19 protein-coding genes are annotated in these 17,657 nt (G+C 37.8%); 4 read left to right on the top strand and 15 right to left on the bottom strand.

Features of this window, described 5'->3' with window-relative positions:
* Positions 1-7 precede the first annotated feature (7 nt).
* Both B1NLA3E_RS17860 and B1NLA3E_RS17865 read right to left on the bottom strand, forming a co-directional pair.
* Positions 8-256 carry a hypothetical protein gene (locus B1NLA3E_RS17860; protein ID WP_041580654.1) on the bottom strand — a complete coding sequence of 83 codons (249 nt, stop codon included), beginning with the start codon at positions 254-256 and terminating at the stop codon, positions 8-10.
* A gap of 84 nt (positions 257-340) precedes the next feature.
* Positions 341-1,021 carry a metal-dependent hydrolase gene (locus B1NLA3E_RS17865; RefSeq protein ID WP_015595238.1) on the bottom strand — a complete coding sequence of 227 codons (681 nt, stop codon included), beginning with the start codon at positions 1,019-1,021 and terminating at the stop codon, positions 341-343.
* A gap of 208 nt (positions 1,022-1,229) precedes the next feature.
* On the opposite strand from B1NLA3E_RS17865, the gene B1NLA3E_RS17870 reads away from it, so the two are divergent.
* Positions 1,230-2,330: a M24 family metallopeptidase gene (locus B1NLA3E_RS17870; RefSeq protein WP_015595239.1), complete on the top strand. Its 1,101-nt coding sequence runs from the start codon at positions 1,230-1,232 to the stop codon at positions 2,328-2,330.
* 54 nt (positions 2,331-2,384) lie between these two features.
* On the opposite strand, the gene ald is transcribed toward B1NLA3E_RS17870, so the two are convergent.
* Together ald and B1NLA3E_RS25405 are read right to left on the bottom strand one after the other, a co-directional pair.
* Positions 2,385-3,503, bottom strand: a complete 1,119-nt coding sequence (gene ald / locus B1NLA3E_RS17875) for an alanine dehydrogenase (protein WP_015595240.1) — start codon at positions 3,501-3,503, stop codon at positions 2,385-2,387.
* A gap of 111 nt (positions 3,504-3,614) precedes the next feature.
* Entirely contained in the window at positions 3,615-3,764 is a 150-nt protein-coding gene (locus tag B1NLA3E_RS25405; protein ID WP_187292114.1) for a hypothetical protein, read from the bottom strand.
* A 117-nt stretch (positions 3,765-3,881) separates the two neighbouring features.
* Between B1NLA3E_RS25405 and B1NLA3E_RS17880 the strand changes: the two genes are divergently transcribed.
* The gene (locus B1NLA3E_RS17880; RefSeq protein WP_015595241.1) at positions 3,882-4,334 is read left to right on the top strand and encodes a universal stress protein; all 453 of its coding nucleotides are present in this window, start codon (positions 3,882-3,884) and stop codon (positions 4,332-4,334) included.
* 888 nt (positions 4,335-5,222) lie between these two features.
* Here the strand turns inward: B1NLA3E_RS17880 and argH are convergent.
* Positions 5,223-6,599 (bottom strand): argininosuccinate lyase, encoded by a 1,377-nt coding sequence (gene argH / locus B1NLA3E_RS17885; RefSeq protein ID WP_015595242.1) that lies wholly within the window; start codon positions 6,597-6,599, stop codon positions 5,223-5,225.
* Positions 6,596-7,801, bottom strand: coding sequence for an argininosuccinate synthase (locus tag B1NLA3E_RS17890; RefSeq protein WP_015595243.1), 1,206 nt, complete (start codon positions 7,799-7,801; stop codon positions 6,596-6,598). Before B1NLA3E_RS17890 ends, argH begins: the two co-directional genes overlap by 4 nt.
* A gap of 220 nt (positions 7,802-8,021) precedes the next feature.
* Between B1NLA3E_RS17890 and B1NLA3E_RS17895 the strand changes: the two genes are divergently transcribed.
* On the top strand, positions 8,022-8,339 hold the full coding sequence (locus B1NLA3E_RS17895; RefSeq protein ID WP_041581187.1) for a hypothetical protein: 318 nt from the start codon (positions 8,022-8,024) through the stop codon (positions 8,337-8,339).
* 233 nt (positions 8,340-8,572) lie between these two features.
* On the opposite strand, the gene B1NLA3E_RS17900 is transcribed toward B1NLA3E_RS17895, so the two are convergent.
* From B1NLA3E_RS17900 to sppA, 9 genes are all read right to left on the bottom strand, one after another.
* Positions 8,573-9,088, bottom strand: coding sequence for a MogA/MoaB family molybdenum cofactor biosynthesis protein (locus tag B1NLA3E_RS17900; RefSeq protein ID WP_015595245.1), 516 nt, complete (start codon positions 9,086-9,088; stop codon positions 8,573-8,575).
* A 1-nt stretch (position 9,089) separates the two neighbouring features.
* Positions 9,090-9,926, bottom strand: coding sequence for an EcsC family protein (locus B1NLA3E_RS17905; protein WP_015595246.1), 837 nt, complete (start codon positions 9,924-9,926; stop codon positions 9,090-9,092).
* A 141-nt stretch (positions 9,927-10,067) separates the two neighbouring features.
* Positions 10,068-11,258, bottom strand: coding sequence for an acetate kinase (locus B1NLA3E_RS17910; RefSeq protein ID WP_015595247.1), 1,191 nt, complete (start codon positions 11,256-11,258; stop codon positions 10,068-10,070).
* Positions 11,259-11,522: 264 nt separating this feature from the next.
* Positions 11,523-12,515, bottom strand: a complete 993-nt coding sequence (locus tag B1NLA3E_RS17915) for a class I SAM-dependent methyltransferase (RefSeq protein WP_041581188.1) — start codon at positions 12,513-12,515, stop codon at positions 11,523-11,525.
* A gap of 337 nt (positions 12,516-12,852) precedes the next feature.
* Positions 12,853-13,353, bottom strand: a complete 501-nt coding sequence (gene tpx / locus B1NLA3E_RS17920) for a thiol peroxidase (protein WP_015595249.1) — start codon at positions 13,351-13,353, stop codon at positions 12,853-12,855.
* A 161-nt stretch (positions 13,354-13,514) separates the two neighbouring features.
* Positions 13,515-14,015, bottom strand: coding sequence for a GerW family sporulation protein (ytfJ, locus tag B1NLA3E_RS17925; RefSeq protein ID WP_015595250.1), 501 nt, complete (start codon positions 14,013-14,015; stop codon positions 13,515-13,517).
* Positions 14,016-14,032: 17 nt separating this feature from the next.
* Positions 14,033-14,731 carry a DUF2953 domain-containing protein gene (locus B1NLA3E_RS17930; RefSeq protein ID WP_041580655.1) on the bottom strand — a complete coding sequence of 233 codons (699 nt, stop codon included), beginning with the start codon at positions 14,729-14,731 and terminating at the stop codon, positions 14,033-14,035.
* 319 nt (positions 14,732-15,050) lie between these two features.
* The gene (locus tag B1NLA3E_RS17935) at positions 15,051-15,512 is read right to left on the bottom strand and encodes an RDD family protein (protein ID WP_041581189.1); all 462 of its coding nucleotides are present in this window, start codon (positions 15,510-15,512) and stop codon (positions 15,051-15,053) included.
* 146 nt (positions 15,513-15,658) lie between these two features.
* Positions 15,659-16,669: a signal peptide peptidase SppA gene (gene sppA / locus B1NLA3E_RS17940; protein WP_015595253.1), complete on the bottom strand. Its 1,011-nt coding sequence runs from the start codon at positions 16,667-16,669 to the stop codon at positions 15,659-15,661.
* 151 nt (positions 16,670-16,820) lie between these two features.
* On the opposite strand from sppA, the gene B1NLA3E_RS17945 reads away from it, so the two are divergent.
* Positions 16,821-17,621 carry an NAD kinase gene (locus B1NLA3E_RS17945; RefSeq protein WP_015595254.1) on the top strand — a complete coding sequence of 267 codons (801 nt, stop codon included), beginning with the start codon at positions 16,821-16,823 and terminating at the stop codon, positions 17,619-17,621.
* Positions 17,622-17,657 lie beyond the last annotated feature (36 nt).

Genomic DNA, 17,657 nt, shown 5'->3' on the forward strand with positions numbered 1-17,657 from the left:
TATGAAGTTAGCCGTGGAAGGAACGGATTTTCCTTTTTGAACTCAACTTTTTAGATGTTCCTCGGTCATTTTTTTGTCGTTTTGGTGTGTAAAGCAAGGCTGATAAATTCCCAGCAATCACAATCATTGCAAACAAAAGCCAGGCACTTGCAAAGGCACCCTTAACACCAGTAGCAAATAGGGAGAGCTTAGGGATTGCGTAATATACCATACCGCAACATAATAACAAACATAGCAAGTATCGGTTTCTATTCAATGGTCTCACTCCTCCTTAGTTGGCTTGTTTCATCATATGCAAAGGAATGAAAAAAAAGTAGACCAATTAAATCAATCGTTTTGCCTAAAGTTGATATTCGTCACCTGGCTGTAAAACCAATCCTTGTCCTTCTTCCAGCATCTCTACAAATTTATTAGGGTCCTGGACGATTGGAGGAAATGTATTGTAATGAATTGGGACAACTTTTTTTGCCTTAAGATATTGTGCAGCAGTCGCAGCATCCTCAGGTCCCATTGTAAAGTTATCTCCAATTGGCAAGAAAGCTAGGTCAATTTGGTTCCGTTCGCCGATTAATTTCATATCAGAAAATAATCCCGTGTCACCTGCGTGATAGATAGTTTTACCTTCAGAAGTGAATAAAACTCCAGCCGGCATACCTAGATAAATAATTTCCTTATTATCTGTGACCAGACCCGTTCCGTGAAAAGCTGTGGTTAACTTGATTTTTCCAAAATCAAACTGATAGGCTCCACCAATTGACATACCATGTGTCTTTACCCCCTGCCAGCCTAAATAAGTAGCTAACTCAAAATTAGAAATGACTAAGGAATCATTTTTTTTGGCCAAATCTATCGTGTCTCCTAAATGATCACCATGCCCGTGGGTAACAATGATAACATTAGGTTTTTCTTCAGCAGCGTTTAGATCAGTTATGGGGTTTCCTGTAATAAATGGATCAAATAAAATGACCGTTTCACCCGTTTTGATTTTTACAACAGAATGTCCGTGATAGGATACGTTCATTTTTTCATCTCCTCTGCTTTTTATCTTTAATATTTCCATAATTACCTACTGTTTACCTTTTTATCGTAAAACTTCTGAATTTTTTTTGGTTTTACTTTTTCGCCTTTACTTGCTAATCTGAAAAGTAGCATGAAAGATTACATAAATCAATTAATAAGTCCTACTATACTAACTGGAATGGTAGCATATTTAAAAGGAGGTATTTATTTTGATAGAAGGTTTGAATGAAATTTCAAAATGGATGAAAGAAAATGATGTTCAGGTTTGTTTTTTAACCTCATCTGAGAATGTTTTTTATTTAAGCGGGTTTAATAGCGATCCTCACGAACGTTTACTAGGCTTAGCGATTTTCCAAGAAGAAGAGCCATTTTTAATTTGTCCTGGAATGGAAAAAGATGAGGCACGAAATGCAGGGTGGCCGTATGAAATAATTGGCTACAGTGATATTGATCAACCTTGGGAATTAGTACATAAAGCTGTAAATAAAAGAGTAAAGTCCATTTCCAATATGGTGATAGAAAAGGAACATATGAACGTAGAACGGTTCGAGACGTTAAAATCTTTATTTTCGGGAGCAACATTCTTGTCTGCAGAGGAAAAGCTTCGAAAACTACGCATGCTCAAAACCGAAAAAGAATTGGTAAAGTTGCGAGAAGCCTGTGAACTAGCAGACTTTGCGATTAAAACAGGAATGGATGAAATAAAAGAGGGTAGAACAGAGCTTGAGGTTCTTGCTGCCGTGGAATATGCTCTAAAGAAAAAAGGCGTATCACAAATGTCTTTCGCAACAATGGTGTTAACAGGGGCAAACGCTGCCTCACCACACGGAACTCCTGGACAGACAAAGATTAAAAAAGGCGATTTAGTCCTTTTTGATCTAGGGGTAATTGTTGATGGTTATTGTTCTGATATTACCAGAACGGTAGCTTACGGTGATATTAATGAAAAACAACTCGACGTCTATAATACTGTTTTGAAGGCACAGCTTGCGGCAATCAATGCGATCAAGCCAGGTGTTCCTTGTTCGGAGATTGATTTAACAGCTAGACGAATCATTGCTGAGGCAGGCTATGGAGAATTTTTCCCACATCGACTTGGCCATGGCTTAGGGATTAGCATTCATGAGTATCCTTCAGTGACTGAGAAAAACTCACTGTTGCTAGAGGAAGGAATGGTCTTTACAGTCGAACCAGGAATTTATGTCCCAGATGTGGCTGGAGTGAGAATTGAGGATGATGTGTTAGTGACCGCAACAGGCTGTGAAGTACTAACCCAATTCCCGAAAAGTCTTCAAGTAAAACACATTTAAACATAAAAAAAGGATCCTGAGATTTTGAGGTTATCTCGAGGATCCTTTTTATTTTCATTTTTGCAAAAGCACGCTTGCATCATGATGCTGATAATTGAGAGCCTCTGCGACCGCTTTATAGGTGACATAGCCTTCCAATGTATTTACTCCTTTTAATAACGCCTCATTGTCAAGGCATGCCTGCTTGTAACCTTTATTAGCCAACTGTATTGCATATGGGATGGTTACATTGGTTAAGGCCATGGTTGAGGTCCTAGGAACGGCACCTGGCATGTTAGCAACTGCATAGTGAACCACGCCAAACTTTTCATAGGTTGGGTGATCGTGTGTCGTGATGCGATCAGTTGTTTCAAAGATTCCTCCTTGATCAATGGCAATATCCACTACAACTGAGCCTGGGCTCATCGATTTAATCATGTCTTGGGTCACAATTTTTGGTGCTTTTGCTCCTGGAATTAATACGGCTCCTATCACTAAATCTGAGTTTTTAACAGCTTCAGCAATATTATAAGAATTGGAGATAAGGGTCGTTACATCAATACCAAAAATATCATCTAGATGACGTAGACGATCAAGATTTAAATCAATCATGGTCACTTTTGCCCCCAAACCAATCGCAACTTTTGCCGCATTTGTTCCAGCTACGCCACCTCCAATAATAGTCACTTTGCCCCGCGCTACTCCCGGAACACCTGACAACAAAATTCCCTTTCCACCCTGAATCTTTTCTAAAAACTGCGCGCCTATTTGTGGTGCCATTCTGCCAGCAACCTCACTCATTGGGGTTAAAAGTGGAAGAGTACCATTAGGAAGCTGAACCGTTTCATACGCAATTCCAATAACTTTTTTATCAAGCAATGCCTTTGTTAACTCTGGTTCTGGAGCTAAGTGCAAGTATGTAAATAAAATTAAATTTTCACGAAAATAAATGTATTCGCTTGGGATCGGTTCCTTCACCTTCATAACCATATCCATTGACCAAGCTGCAACAGCAGTGTCAACTATTTTTGCTCCAACAGCTAAATAATCTTCATCACTAAACCCTGACCCAATGCCGGCGCCTTTTTCAATATACAGTTCATGCCCGAATTTCTTTAGGTTCATCACACCTGCAGGAGTCATTGCTACACGATTCTCATTATTTTTTACTTCCTTTGGCACACCAATCCGCATTCAAAAGCCCCCCATCCTGCATGAAATACACTTTAAATATACCACCCTCGTTATTGAAGAAGAAGGAAAAAGCTGCCATAAGCGGCAGCTAGTTGTTTCGATTACGAACAATTATGAAGTTTGTTCTCTTCCATTTTTTTTATTCTGTGCTTGTTCTATTACTCCACTATTGTACGATTCCATTATTTGTTCACTTACTTCTTGTTCCCCTTGCTCATCATATGAAAAATTTGTCTGGTTATTTTCTTCTTGTTTCTTCATTTTTCTTCCCTCTCCTTATATTTTAATATTGAACTGAAATCTTATTGTTTGAGTTTTCGAAACATATATACACGGTTTTTATTTATTTGTATAATAAAGGTAAAGGAGGAGATATTCATGACCTTAAGATACAAAAAGATTTTAGTTGCTGTTGACGGTTCAAAAGAGGCAGAATGGGCATTTAAAAAGGCGATTGAGGTTGCCAAACGAAATGATGCAAAACTCCTATTAACACACATTATTGACACACGAACATTTGCAACTGTTGAAGCCTATGACCGTGCCATTGCGGAAAGAGCGGACCAATTCGCTGCAGAATTGATGCAGAATTATCAAAAGCAAGCAGTTGATGCTGGTGTGAAAAACGTTGATTATGTTATAGACTATGGGTCTCCGAAGATAAAAATTCCAAAGGATGTTGCCAAACGGAATGATGTAGACTTGATTATGTGTGGTGCAACTGGATTAAATGCCGTTGAGCGTTTCTTTATCGGAAGTGTCTCAGAACACATTACTCGATATGCATCTTGTGATGTTTTAGTTGTTCGGACCGACAATATTCCGGAGTAAAACCAACTCCAAAAATACTTAAAGAGAGGCTGACTCCTATGAGTCAGCCTCAGATTGTCGAAAAAGGTTATTTTCTCGGCAATTTTTCACTTTGTTAGAACATAAAAGCCGATTTTTAATATGAGATCATCTATGCTGAGGGTTCTGTTGATCTCCGCTCCAGGGCTTCGCTCCAATCAACAAGGGCAAATCAACCTAAAGAATTGCACACACCTTATCCAACCTGGATAAATGTGTTGCAATTTTTTTGTTTTGGCAGGCTGTAGTAAGGAAAGCCTGTTCACTTACATTCTTAAAACCCCGTAACTGGCAGTAGCGAAGCCCATGCAGCTGGGCATCATTGCGACTCTTTGATTCCCGTTTTTCCTGCCACTTCGGATTCTATCCTCTTCTATCGCCTTGTTTAAGTCATCAATTAGCTCCTGAAAAATATTTGTATCCTTAAAACCTTGTTGACGACTCCAACTAAACGTAGAGTGTAATGGAACTGGACCTTGAATTTCAAACCTAAAAACCAGCGATAGGCGACTCTTGTTCTTATTTCTCCTTCTAATTGTTTGGCTTAAACATTGATTTCACCACTTGTTTTTTTATTTATTGGTTGAGTGGAAGGTCTGTATTGGAACCGCCCCGTTGATTGGAGTGGAAGACGCGAAGACTCCTGCGGGAGCAGCGGGACAGGTGAGACCCCGCAGGCGCTTTAGCGCCGAGGAGGCTCACCGCCCGCCCCGCGGAAAGCGAGCGTCTGGAACGGAAATCAACGGAACTAATTAACAGCCTATTTATTCATAATTATTAATATCACCATAATAAATTAACGCGGTTAATCGCTAAAGTTTTTAGGTATAATAATAGGCTGACTCCAAAGAGTCAGCCTCTTTCATTTGTTTATTTTTTTAAGCATTCCTTTGCTTTTTCAAGGGCAAGATTCACTTGCTTAAATCCAGTTCCACCTGCACTGTTTCTGCGTTCTACAGCAGTGTATGGATCTAACGCCACATAGATATCTTGTTCGAATAACGGATTTGCTGCTTTATACTCATCAAGGGATAGGTCAGCAAGATAGCATCCTTTATTGACACAGGTAAGCACAAGCTTTCCAACAATCTCATGTGCTTCTCTAAATGGAACTCCTTTTTCAGCCAAATAATCAGCTAACTCAGTAGCATTTGAAAAATCAGTCTTGGTCGCCTTTGTCATTTCATCTGTGCGAACCTTTAAAGTACGAATCATCCCTGCAAAGATTTTTAGAGAGCCAGTTACCGTTTTAACTGTATCAAACATCCCCTCTTTATCCTCTTGCATGTCCTTATTATAGGCAAGTGGTAAGCCTTTTAATACAGTTAATAAACCAACTAAATTCCCATAAACTCGACCCGTTTTACCACGAATAAGCTCAGCCATATCCGGATTTTTCTTTTGTGGCATAATACTAGAGCCAGTAGAGAAGCTATCATCAAGCTCGATAAAACGAAACTCTTGGCTTGACCAAAGAATGATTTCTTCGCTTAAACGTGAAAGGTGCATCATCAAAATAGAGCTTGCTGATAGAAACTCAAGTATAAAATCACGATCACTAACAGCATCAAGACTGTTTTCATAGATTCCGGCAAATTCTAACAGCTCAGCACTATAGTGACGATCGATTGGGAAAGTTGTCCCAGCTAATGCGCCAGCTCCAAGTGGTGAGATGTTCGTCCTCTTAAGGTTCTGAATGAAACGGTCTTTATCTCTCTCCAGCATCCAGAAATACGCTAAAAGATGATGAGCAAATGAAATTGGCTGTGCTCGTTGCAGGTGAGTATACCCTGGCATAATCGTTTCAACATGTTTTTCGGCTTGCTCTACTAAAGAGGATTGAAATTCTTCTATTAATTCCACAATCAGACCTAGTTGATTTCGCAAATATAAATGCATATCGGTTGCTACTTGGTCGTTCCTACTTCTACCAGTATGCAATTTACCACCTACAGGCCCGATTTTTTCAGTTAAAAAGCTTTCATTATTAAGATGGATATCCTCTAGTTTTACAGAAAAGGGCAGCTTGTTTTCTTTTGCTTCTTCCTTTAAAGCTAGAAGTCCATTTTTAATCATTTCCCCTTCTTCAGGTGAGATGATTCCACATTTTGCAAGCATGGTAACATGGGCGATGCTTCCTTCAAGATCCTCCATCACTAGCTGTTGATCAAATGAAATGGAAGCTCCGAATTCATCCACCCACTCTTCTGCTGTTTTAGTAAATCTTCCGCCCCATAGTTTTTTCACACTGTCACCTTCTTGGTTTGTACAATGCTTTGAACTTTTGTTGGTAGCCCCCATAACTTAATAAATCCGACAGCTGCATCATGATCAAACTCATCATCTGAAGTGTACGTTGCCAATTTTTCATCATATAAAGAATAAGGTGATTTTCTGCCTTCAACAATCACATGTCCTTTGAACAACTTCACTCTAACTGTACCCGTTACATACTCTTGTGTTTCCTTTAGGAATGCTTTAAGTGCATCAGTTAGTGGTGAAAACCATAGGCCATTATAAATTACTTCAGCAAGCTTTTGCGAAATAATAGGTTTAAAGTGTGCCACTTCTTTGACAAGTGTTAAATCTTCAAGCTCTTTATGCGCCTTAAGTAATGTCAATGCTCCAGGAATTTCATATACTTCACGAGATTTAATTCCAACAAGTCTGTTTTCAACATGGTCAATACGACCAACACCATGTTTACCTGCAATTGTATTTAAATTTAAAATGATTTCTGACAATGGAAGAGCTTCTCCATTTAATGTAACAGGTACACCTTTTTCAAAACCAATTTCAATTACATCTGGAGAGTCGGGTGCGTTTTCTAAACTAACTGTTAAATCATATGCATCTTCTGGCGGAGCAGCCCATGGGTCTTCTAGAATTCCACATTCATTTGCTCTTCCCCATAGATTTTGGTCGATTGAATAAGGGCTATCTAAATTAATTGGCACTGGGATAGCATGTTTTTTTGCATATTCAATTTCTTCCTCACGAGACCATTTCCATTCACGGACTGGAGCAAGTACTTCCAAATCAGGATTCAATGCTTGGAAGGAAACTTCAAAACGAACTTGGTCATTTCCTTTACCAGTACAGCCATGTGCTACTGCTACAGCACCTTCTTTTTCCGCAATTTCGACTAATTTTTTGGCGATCAATGGACGAGATAATGCAGAAACAAGTGGATATTTCTGTTCATAGTAAGCTTGCGCTTGTAGGGCAACTAATGCAAAATCCTTTGCGAATTCTTCTTTTGCATCAATAATATAGGATTCAACTGCTCCCATATCTTTTGCTTTTTGCTGAATAAAAGCTAAATCTTTTCCTTCTCCGACATCTAAGCAGCACGCTACTACGTCATAACCCTTTTCTATTAACCATTTAATTGCAACAGAAGTATCCAAACCCCCGGAATATGCTAGAACTAATTTAGGCTTGTTCATTTATTTTTTCCTCCATTCTACTGTATAAACATTCATTAAATTTAATTTTTATTCAATATGAATACACTTTAGCAACTTTTTAGGAAAATTTCAATACTTATTCTATAATTCTTTCAAAAAATAATTTTCAGTGATGTATGTCACAAAAATGTCAATAGAAACAAACTTAATAGTGTAGTAGAATAAAAGTAATCAAAAAAAGATTGGAGGAGTTATTATGTTGGAAGGTTATTTTTTCCATGATGATCGTTTGGGTATTCCTGTACCAACCATGCAAGGGAATTGGGATGATTTCGATATGCTAGATCAACATTCAATCCTTTTACACTGGGAAGGTATCCGAGGTCAAATTCCAGATAGAATCGCATACTTGGAACAGAAAATTAATCAAAAACAACTTGAGTTGTCTGACGAAAGTGATTTTATGTATTCTTGCCGTTTAAACAATGAAATTGCTGAACTTGCCTCTGTAATCAATGACCTTTGGATTTGGTATCGCTCTTCGGATGATATGAATGAAAATAAATTAGAACAATAATGTAAATCTTACCTCATCAAAAGCTAACCTCATCTTGATCTTCATCAAGCATATTACCCAAAAAACTTTCTAAAAAGAGCTTAGCCTTCCTTTATGGGAGAGTAAGCTCTTTTTTTGTAGAGGCTCTGTTAAACATGCCTGTTGATTTCCGCTCCAATCAACATAGTTGCAAAATCAACAATGAGCTTTAACATAGTCTTTGTCGTAAAGGGATGGCTTACACTATCGCACTTCTATCCTAGGTCCTTTTTTAGTTCGCTAACAACATGACCTATTTCTGGTAAAATTAACTTAACCATCGCAAGCCGAACCGCACCTGTCGACCCTGGGGTTGCAAAAACAACTTTATCGTTCACCGTTCCTGCAATTGCCCTTGATAGAATTGCCGCAGATCCAATATCCTCTTGGTAACTTAACATGCGAAATAATTCACCAAATCCGGTTATCTCTTTTGTAAAAATTCCACTTACTGTTTCAATGGTTACATCCCGTAACGCAATGCCAGTGCCCCCATTTGTGAGAATAGCATCAATATTAGGATCCTTACATCCCTTTAATACCTCTTCTAGAATCGGTCCTGCTTCATCTTTTACAATGACATAATCTGAGATTAAATGACCTGCCTCAGAAAGCAAATCAATCATTAATCTACCACTTTTATCGGTATCTTTAGTTCTCGTATCACTTACGGTGATAATTTTACAATTCACACTTTTAGGTGCTGCTTGTTTATGTTCCTGTGTACTCATGTTATTCTCCTTTCTTGGCTAGCAGATATCTCATTTGATAATATTTATGAGCAAAGTCTGTTATCTTTCTTGTTAGAAAATAATTGGATCCAGCACCTATACCAACACCAATAAACGGAATCCCTTTCATCGTTTTTCTTTTGAATAAAGAAATAACTATAATTTTTAACATTTGCTTTAAAGGCTGTTCCATCCAGGTAATATTGGTAATATCGTCTTTTCCATCATAAAAATATTCATTTCCCGAATGATCTAAGTCGTTCAACATTTCTTCCCACACTTTACTTTGGATTCTTAGCGGGAGTGATGCTCCGTGAAAAACTTTAAGTGAAGTCATCATTTCAAAGGGTGTATTGACTTCAAAACCATATGTCATGGCAATCAATTGAACAACTCTCAAATTAATTACAGCCATTGCTGGTATATCTGTTCCGAGAAGAAGTGTACCCCCAGTTCCTGAAAGTCCCCCCTGTACAAGTGAGTAAAAACGATGACGAGATATTTGTTGCTCTGCTATGTATTGTAGTTGGTCAATCGATAAATGACGTAATTCCTCTATCTTTGTTAAGTCATCATGAAAAATACGTCCAGTTGACAGGATGCGCTCTTTTGCATCCATTTGTAACTGGGAGCCTTGGATCAACGCATGAAGATGAAAAAACCAGCTATCCAGCATCGAAAAAAACTGCGACTGGACATCTTCAGAAAGCAGTGAGAAAGAACGTTCTAAATATTTATCAAAGGTTAATTCGAAATCGTTAGGTAAATATTGATTCAGTTGATTTTCCCATTCCAATATTTCATGTAAAACTTTTGCTTCTCGTTCAGTTAGCGGCATCCGCAAAACCCTCCCAACCTGAAGCCCTTTTTTACAGTATAACATAACCAACAAACTGTAGAAAAACACCGACCCCCTGCAGTAAATAAGCGCAAAAAAGGCTGCCGAGAAAAAAATCTCGACAGCCCTCTAACGATAGGTTTACAGATTGGAAAGTCGCGTAACATCGCGTGCAATCATTACTTCTTCATTCGTTGGAATGATAAGGACTTTAACTGGTGAATGTGGGTAGTTAATAAACGCTTCTTTTCCACGAACCTTATTTAAAGCAGGATCCCAATAAATACCCATAAACTCTAATCCGCTTAGCACTCGAGCACGAATCGATTCACTATTTTCACCAATACCTGCTGTAAAAATAATCGCATCAACACCAAACATCCGTGCAGCATAAGAACCAAGGTATTTATGAATTTTATTTGCAAACAATTCTAGTGCCAATTCAGCGCGGTCATTACCCTTCGAAGCTTCTAACTCAATATCTCGAAGATCACTAGAGAATCCAGAAACCCCTAGGACACCACTTTCCTTATTTAAAACAGTTAATACTTCTTCAGCGTTCTTCCCTGTTTTTTCCATGATATACGGAATTAACGCAGGGTCAATATTTCCTGAACGTGTTCCCATCGTAACCCCAGCAAGCGGCGTGAAGCCCATTGATGTATCAATTGATTTTCCACCTTCAATTGCTGCAATACTTGCTCCGTTACCAAGATGACAAGAAACTAATCGTAAATGTTCCACTGGACGACCTAACATCTCTGCGGCACGCTCTGAAACATACTTATGGGATGTTCCGTGGAAACCATATTTTCTAATCCCATATTTCTCATAATATTCATATGGCAAGCTATAAAGATAAGAACTTTCAGGCATTGTTTGGTGAAAAGCTGTATCAAATACCGCAATGGCTGGTACATTTGGAAGAACCTGTTGGAAAGCCTTAATCCCCGTAACATTTGCAGGATTATGTAGAGGGGCTAATTCAGATAATTCCTCAATTTTATTCAAAACCTCTTCAGTAATTAATACTGAATCATTAAATGCCTCACCACCATGCACAACACGGTGACCAATTCCATCAATTTCAGATAGTGATTGGATAATCCCCAAATTTGTTAGCTTATCAAGTAAAAGCTTTACAGCTACGCCATGATCTGGGATATCTAACACTTCTTGTATTTTTTCACCATTGGCAGTAATATTAAAAATCCCATCATTTAAACCAATTCGTTCAATAAGACCTTTTGTAATAACTTCCTCGCTCGGCATTTCAAACAATTGGAATTTAAGTGAAGAACTGCCTGCGTTAATTGCTATAATTTTTGACATCGTGCTACCGCTCCTTTTATAAAAACCCCATCTAAGCTGAGACCTTAAAACTGTACAAATGTTATTTTGCACAACTGTTTATAAATATATCTCTCAATTTCTCATTAAATCATGTGTAAATTCACTTTACAAGATGTCACTAATATTGTTAGCGCTTTCACTGCAAAATAAATATATTCTGATTTTTAGACTATTAAAATAATACTAAGATAATAAAATAAGTTGACCATCGTCCCTAGATCGAACCATGGTCAACTTCACTATTTATTTAGATGATTTATTTTCCTTCATCCAGTCATCAATCTGAGCTAATATATTAGAAACAGCACTAGCATTCGAAAGAGAAGGCAGATTAACCAGAAGCACCTGTTTTGGAGCAACCACCTGATTCCCCTTTTTTTGTAAAATAAGAATACTTTTTGCTGCTTGTTTCGTTTTAAATAGGGTTAGCGGCAATTGGAGGAGGCCCTGGATAATAACCTTCTCTTTTAAAAACTCATGTAGTTTGGGTGCCTGTTCGCTTTCAAATAAACCGTTTGGTACGATTAAAAACAAATAGCCGCCATCCTTGGTATGACGTACACTTTGTTCGATAAATAGATGATGTGCAAAAGAATGACCATCATCAGCTTTCAACTCAAATTCAGATGCTCTCTCGTCGTTCGGATAGTAACCTATTGGCAAATCCCCTATTACAGCATCAACTGGGTCAACATAAAGCGGATCTAAACTATCCTGGTTATAAAATTGAATCGGATGTTTTTGTAAATTCGCATTCACATAAGCTAGTTTTAATAACAAATCATCAATTTCAATGCCAACTGCCATTATTTCTTTTGGTTGTAGTTGATTTAAAACGGTTGCAAGTAAATTTCCTGTTCCTACTGCTGGATCTAAAAGTGTGAAAGAAGATTCCTTCATAAATTTATTCACCAAATATCCCATTAGCATACCGACAGCATCAGGTGTCATTTGATGGTTAGGTTGGACACTTTCCTTCATTCCTTTTAAAATAACGAGCTGATAGGCTTTACGAAGTTCTTCATTTTGATACTTGCTTAATTGAATAGTATGATACATCTTTTCAAGGCGTTTCTTATTCAACTCACTTATTTCTTCTTGAAGAATCGAGCCTTGAAATAAATTTTCTCCTGTTTCAGCTAATGCTTCCAAATATGTACACGATAGTTCTTCTTGTAAAATTAACGCCGTTTCATTCATTAAAGTAAATAATTCTTCTACTGGAGAAATTTTCAGCATAGTTTACCCCCATTTTATTCTATTTTCCTATTTTAACGGGCAATCGAACTAATCACAAGTAATAAAAAAAGGTAAACTTTGTTGCTATTTACCAAAAGAGAAGTGTGGTTGATTTCCGCTCCAGGATGCTCGCTTTCCGCGGGGCGAGCATCCTCGGCGCTTAAGCGCCTGTGGAGTCTCACCTATCCCGCTACCCCCGCAGGAGTCTCGCACCTTCCGCTCCAATCAACTTTATTATCAGCAGTTTACTTTCCGCAAAACCTATTAAAAAACAACAATCTTTTGAAAAGAGCCTAAAAAAAAGACCCTTAAGATTAAGGGCCCTGGAACGATACTATTTTGCTTGCTTTGCTGCTTCAACTGCTGCTTCGTAATTCGGGTGATTTGTTGCTTCACTTACATATTCAGCATATGTAACAACATCATTTGAATCAATGACAAATACGGCACGTGCCAAAAGGCGAAGCTCTTGAATAGCCACTCCGAAGGCCTCTCCAAAGGACAAATCACGATGGTCAGAAACGGTTTGGACATTTTCAATTCCAGCAGCACCACACCAACGTTTTTGGGCAAATGGTAGGTCCACGCTGACTGTTAATATTTTCACATTATCTAACTTTGCTGCTTCTTGATTAAATCGACGTGTTTGAGCGTCACATACGCCTGTATCTAAAGAAGGCACTACACTGATGAGCCTTACACTGCCTTTTGAATCATTTAAAGTTACTGGTGATAAATCATTTGCAAGAACTGAAAAATTTGGTGCCTTTTCTCCAACCTTCACTTCATTTCCTAATAAGGTAACTGGGTTCCCTTTAAACGTAATTGATGCCATTTTATTTCCTCCTCATTTATTCCATCTTTTATAGTGTTAATAATAACTTTTCAAGAGCATTTAAGCAATTAAGAAGATTTCAAATTAACAATCAGTGGCACCAAGCCAAAAAAACCTGTATTTTGAATCCAAAGCAAAACTCGCCGGGTGGCGGCGAGTTTTTAATCATTTAGGTCTTGCTTAGGGCTATCATTTTGGGTTTGCTGCCCAGATTGATTTTTTTGATCTTTTTTAGACATCATTTGTTGTATTTTATCAACTGCCTGCGGTGCTAAATCTAGTATTTTTTCATAAAGATGCGTATTTTCATCTAAATGAAGCATTTTTACACCATGTGTACTGACAATTAGGAATGCAATTGGTGTTATGGAAACACCACCACCGCTACCTCCACCAAATGGGTGCTTCGAACCGCTCTGCTCTTGTTGCTTAGAACCTCCATTTGAATTTGAACCTGAACCTGATCCCGACCCAGAACCTGAACCATCAAGAATAAATTCGCTTCCCCCCGCTGCAAAACCAAATCCTACTTTAGAAACAGTTAAGATTACACTGCCATCAGGGGTCTCAACAGGATCACCAATAATCGTATTTACATCAATCATTTCTTTTAAATTTTCCATTGCAGTTGTCATTAATCCTTGAATTGGATGATCGGACATTCTTTCTTCCTCCTAGTCTACATTGTTTTTGATTTATCTTTGGATAATTTGGACAGCTGTTTTGATTGAAATTTTGGCCGTCCACCCTTCCAAAATTTCACTAGTCTTATTCCTGCTAACATAGCATTCCCGATTCGAAATTGAATCATACATCGCAATAGAGTTTGTGAGGACGCCCTTTGAAAGTTCGGGGTAATCGACATTTGAGGCATTTCCTTAAGTTTCATATAATGACTAATCAGGCCTATCAAGCCACCTTTTACTGACCACAAAGCTCCAGTAAGCGTCCCTGTCAGTGCTGCATCTCCTATCCCAATTACCGAATGCCATTCCAGCCTTCTAATTGATATTTTTCGTAAAAAATAGCGGATTATTTTGTGTAAGGCAATAACATGTCTTAAAAATTCCTTCATGTCATGCAAACTTTCTATTAAATCATGAACAGAAAATTTTTCTTCTGTCATTTCCTTTTTTGAACCTTCCTGTTTTCCTGAATTCACTTTCGTTTTATAAACAATCGCCGGTGAATCGTCATCAACTTTAATAACTGGAACAGAAATTTTATAGGAGATCAGTCCAAACCAAACTTTAAACTTTATAGTTAAATGATCATCATCTTTATTGTGATGATAATTTAATAAAATGGTTATTTTTGAAAAAATAATTAAAGTGGTAAGAAGAAATAAAATAATAAGAGCAACGGCTAGCCATTTCATTTTATTCACTACCTTTCAGCCTTTTATTATCTGCTAAAAACAAAAAAATAAACCTGCTGGTTATAGTTCAGCAGGTTTAGGGTTTATTAATTTGGCTGTTTTCGTAAACTTTGTTGCTATTTACTTATGGGAGGCTCATTTCCGCTCCAGGTGCTCGCTTTCCGCGGGGCGGGCGGTGAGCCTCCTCGGCGTTTTACGCCTGCGGGGTCCCACCTGTCCCGCTACTCCCGCAGGAGTCGAGCACCTTCCGCTCCAATCATTTTCAACGGTAATGAATTCAAAACTAGTTCAAAAACAACAATCTTTTAGAAAACAGCCATTAATTTTTATGGATGACTGTCGTTTCCACAAATAAATCATGTAAGCCTTGTTTTTTGGGAAGAAATGCTACTAAACAATAGCCAATAAGGACAGTCGTTGAGATAAATCTTCCAATCCACTCACGAAAAAGAACCGTATTCCACGATAGCGGGTTGCCAGATAGGGTCACAACTTTCAATCCAAAAACCATTTTTCCAAGTGTTTGCCCAAATAGTTTTGTCATGAATACAAAATAGGCATAGAAAATGAGCGCAGTCACAATTGAAATGGGTGCAAACATACTTGAATCATGAAGGGATACATCTAACACTCGAAATATTGGCTTGATTAAGATTCTCCCTAAGCTCCCAATCACAATTAAATCAAGAAGATATGCCCAAAAACGCATCCAAAAACCAGCATAACGAATTGGGAATGCTTGAAAACTTTGTCTCCTTAAATCATTCCGAAGGCGCTCCATTTCAGAGTTAGTCGTTATATCTTGATTGTTAAAGACCTTGTCTTCATTTTTATTTTCCGATTGGTTGGGAGGCTGAATAATTTTTTCATTTTGACCTGGTTCATCTTCGTTTAACTGATGATCAAAGTTCATATTAATTACCTCCCTTATTCAGCATACAAATACATAAGTCGGGGTGAATTCGACCTAGACAACAGCTTCATTATGCTAGCTACTTCAGCATCTTTGCCAGCAATTTTTTGAGCACCCATATTAAATAAAGATCCGAAGCCAAAGCTTTCTGTGTATCGAACAACCTGAGCATCCTTTTGGTGAAGATCTTTTCTCATATTTGCTATTACATCATCCAAATAGCCAAAACCATCGATTAAATTTAATTCTTTTGCCTGGCGTCCATCATATATTCGGCCATCAGCCAATTTTTTAACTTGGTCAATCGGAATTTTTCTTCCGTCCGAAATCACTTTGACAAATCCCTCATATGAATTATTAATCATGGTTTGCAAGATATTTCTTTCTTCATCAGTCATTTCCCTTGTAGGGCTCATGATATCTTTGTATGGACCACTTTTTATCGTGACAAAATCAACGCCATATTTATCAGCTAGACCAGCATAATTAACACTTTCCATAATAACCCCAAGGGAACCAGTCATTGTTTCTTTACTTGCGAAGATTTTATCGGCAGGAGTTGAAATATAATATCCACCAGATGCAGCCGTTGCCCCCATTGATACGTATATTGGCTTTTTTGTATCTTTCTGTATTTCGACTAGCTTATCGTGAATTTCAGCACTTTCTACCACACCACCACCAGGAGAGTTGACACGGAGGATGATCCCTTTAATCGTGTCATCTTCTTTAACGTAATCCAGTTTCTCCATAAAAAGACGATGGTTATATGTAGGACTTTGTAGAAATGAGCCAACATCACCAGTATCCTGAATCACTCCATCGACGTCCAAGACAGCAATCTTATTAAGTTCATCCCCATCCTTTACGATTTCTTCTGTAAATGGTTGATCTGTTGCAGCAAAAAAATCACTGAATCCCGTTTCCACGTTTGAAAAAGCAAATGAGCTTAACACATTAATTAAAATGGAAACAATAAATAATCCAGTCGCAATCCCTAAAGCTGCCCAGCGTTTTCCGTTCATATAAACAACTCCTCCCTTTATCTAAAACTTCAATCAATTTTTAATTGTTTTAAAAAAATATGGTAAACTATTCAATATCAATCATTGTACTAAAATAATGGAAGCAATGGTAAAAATATGCGAAATTTTTCTGTTGAAAAGAGGAAATTACATGTCAGACCGCAGTCATTTATTTTTTTATCATCACAACGACGCTGAAACGCTAAAAAAGGTAGACCCCCTTTATCAAATGGCCGAAAATTATGGATTTAAGATTGCTGAGAATCCTAATTCAGCAAATATCATTGTTAGTATTGGCAATGATGGTACCTTTCTACAAGCGGTAAGAAAAACCGGATTTAAAGAGGATTGTCTTTATGCTGGAATATCAACAACCGGCAGTTTAAATATGTATTGTGATTTTCACTTAGATGAAATTCCTCAGATGATTGAAGCCATGCAGAATGAACAAATTCAAGTACTTCGGTATCCCACTATTGAAGCGATTATTGATGACGGGGCAACCTTTAATTGTCTAAACGAATTCACTATCCGTTCAGCCATAATCAAGACATTCGTTCTCGATGTTTTTATTGATCAACTCCATTTTGAAACGTTCCGAGGAGATGGTATTATCGTTTCAACCCCTACTGGGAGTACTGCCTATAACAAGTCAGTTTTAGGGGCAATTGTTGATCACGCTCTTCCTTGTCTACAAGTAAGCGAACTTGCTTCATTAAACAATAATAGCTTCAGAACGTTAGGTTCGTCATTTATTCTTAGTGGTGATCATTCGCTTACGTTGAAAGTCCGCCAAGAAGGGAACGATCATCCAACAATGGGTATGGACAATGAAGCAATAAGTATTCGGCACGTTGAAAAAATAGAAATTAAACTAAGTAATAAAAAAATAAAAACCGTAAAATTAAAAAATAATTCCTTCTGGGAAAAAGTTAAACGAACATTCCTTTAAAACAAAAAGCTGACAAATTGATAGCCCTAGGCTGTC

It is taken from the genome of Bacillus sp. 1NLA3E, assembly GCF_000242895.2.
Classification (GTDB): domain Bacteria; phylum Bacillota; class Bacilli; order Bacillales; family Cytobacillaceae; genus Bacillus_BU.

Coding starts and splice junctions, on each gene's coding strand:
- B1NLA3E_RS17865 (WP_015595238.1), bottom strand. CDS start 1,021: ATGAACGTATCCTATCACGGACATTCTGTTGTAAAAATCAAAACGGGT.
- ald (WP_015595240.1), bottom strand. CDS start 3,503: ATGCGGATTGGTGTGCCAAAGGAAGTAAAAAATAATGAGAATCGTGTA.
- B1NLA3E_RS25405 (WP_187292114.1), bottom strand. CDS start 3,764: ATGAAGAAACAAGAAGAAAATAACCAGACAAATTTTTCATATGATGAG.
- B1NLA3E_RS17880 (WP_015595241.1), top strand. CDS start 3,882: ATGACCTTAAGATACAAAAAGATTTTAGTTGCTGTTGACGGTTCAAAA.
- B1NLA3E_RS17890 (WP_015595243.1), bottom strand. CDS start 7,801: ATGAACAAGCCTAAATTAGTTCTAGCATATTCCGGGGGTTTGGATACT.
- B1NLA3E_RS17900 (WP_015595245.1), bottom strand. CDS start 9,088: ATGAGTACACAGGAACATAAACAAGCAGCACCTAAAAGTGTGAATTGT.
- B1NLA3E_RS17905 (WP_015595246.1), bottom strand. CDS start 9,926: ATGCCGCTAACTGAACGAGAAGCAAAAGTTTTACATGAAATATTGGAA.
- B1NLA3E_RS17910 (WP_015595247.1), bottom strand. CDS start 11,258: ATGTCAAAAATTATAGCAATTAACGCAGGCAGTTCTTCACTTAAATTC.
- tpx (WP_015595249.1), bottom strand. CDS start 13,353: ATGGCATCAATTACGTTTAAAGGGAACCCAGTTACCTTATTAGGAAAT.
- ytfJ (WP_015595250.1), bottom strand. CDS start 14,015: ATGTCCGATCATCCAATTCAAGGATTAATGACAACTGCAATGGAAAAT.
- B1NLA3E_RS17930 (WP_041580655.1), bottom strand. CDS start 14,731: ATGAAATGGCTAGCCGTTGCTCTTATTATTTTATTTCTTCTTACCACT.
- B1NLA3E_RS17935 (WP_041581189.1), bottom strand. CDS start 15,512: ATGGAGCGCCTTCGGAATGATTTAAGGAGACAAAGTTTTCAAGCATTC.
- sppA (WP_015595253.1), bottom strand. CDS start 16,669: ATGAACGGAAAACGCTGGGCAGCTTTAGGGATTGCGACTGGATTATTT.
- B1NLA3E_RS17945 (WP_015595254.1), top strand. CDS start 16,821: ATGTCAGACCGCAGTCATTTATTTTTTTATCATCACAACGACGCTGAA.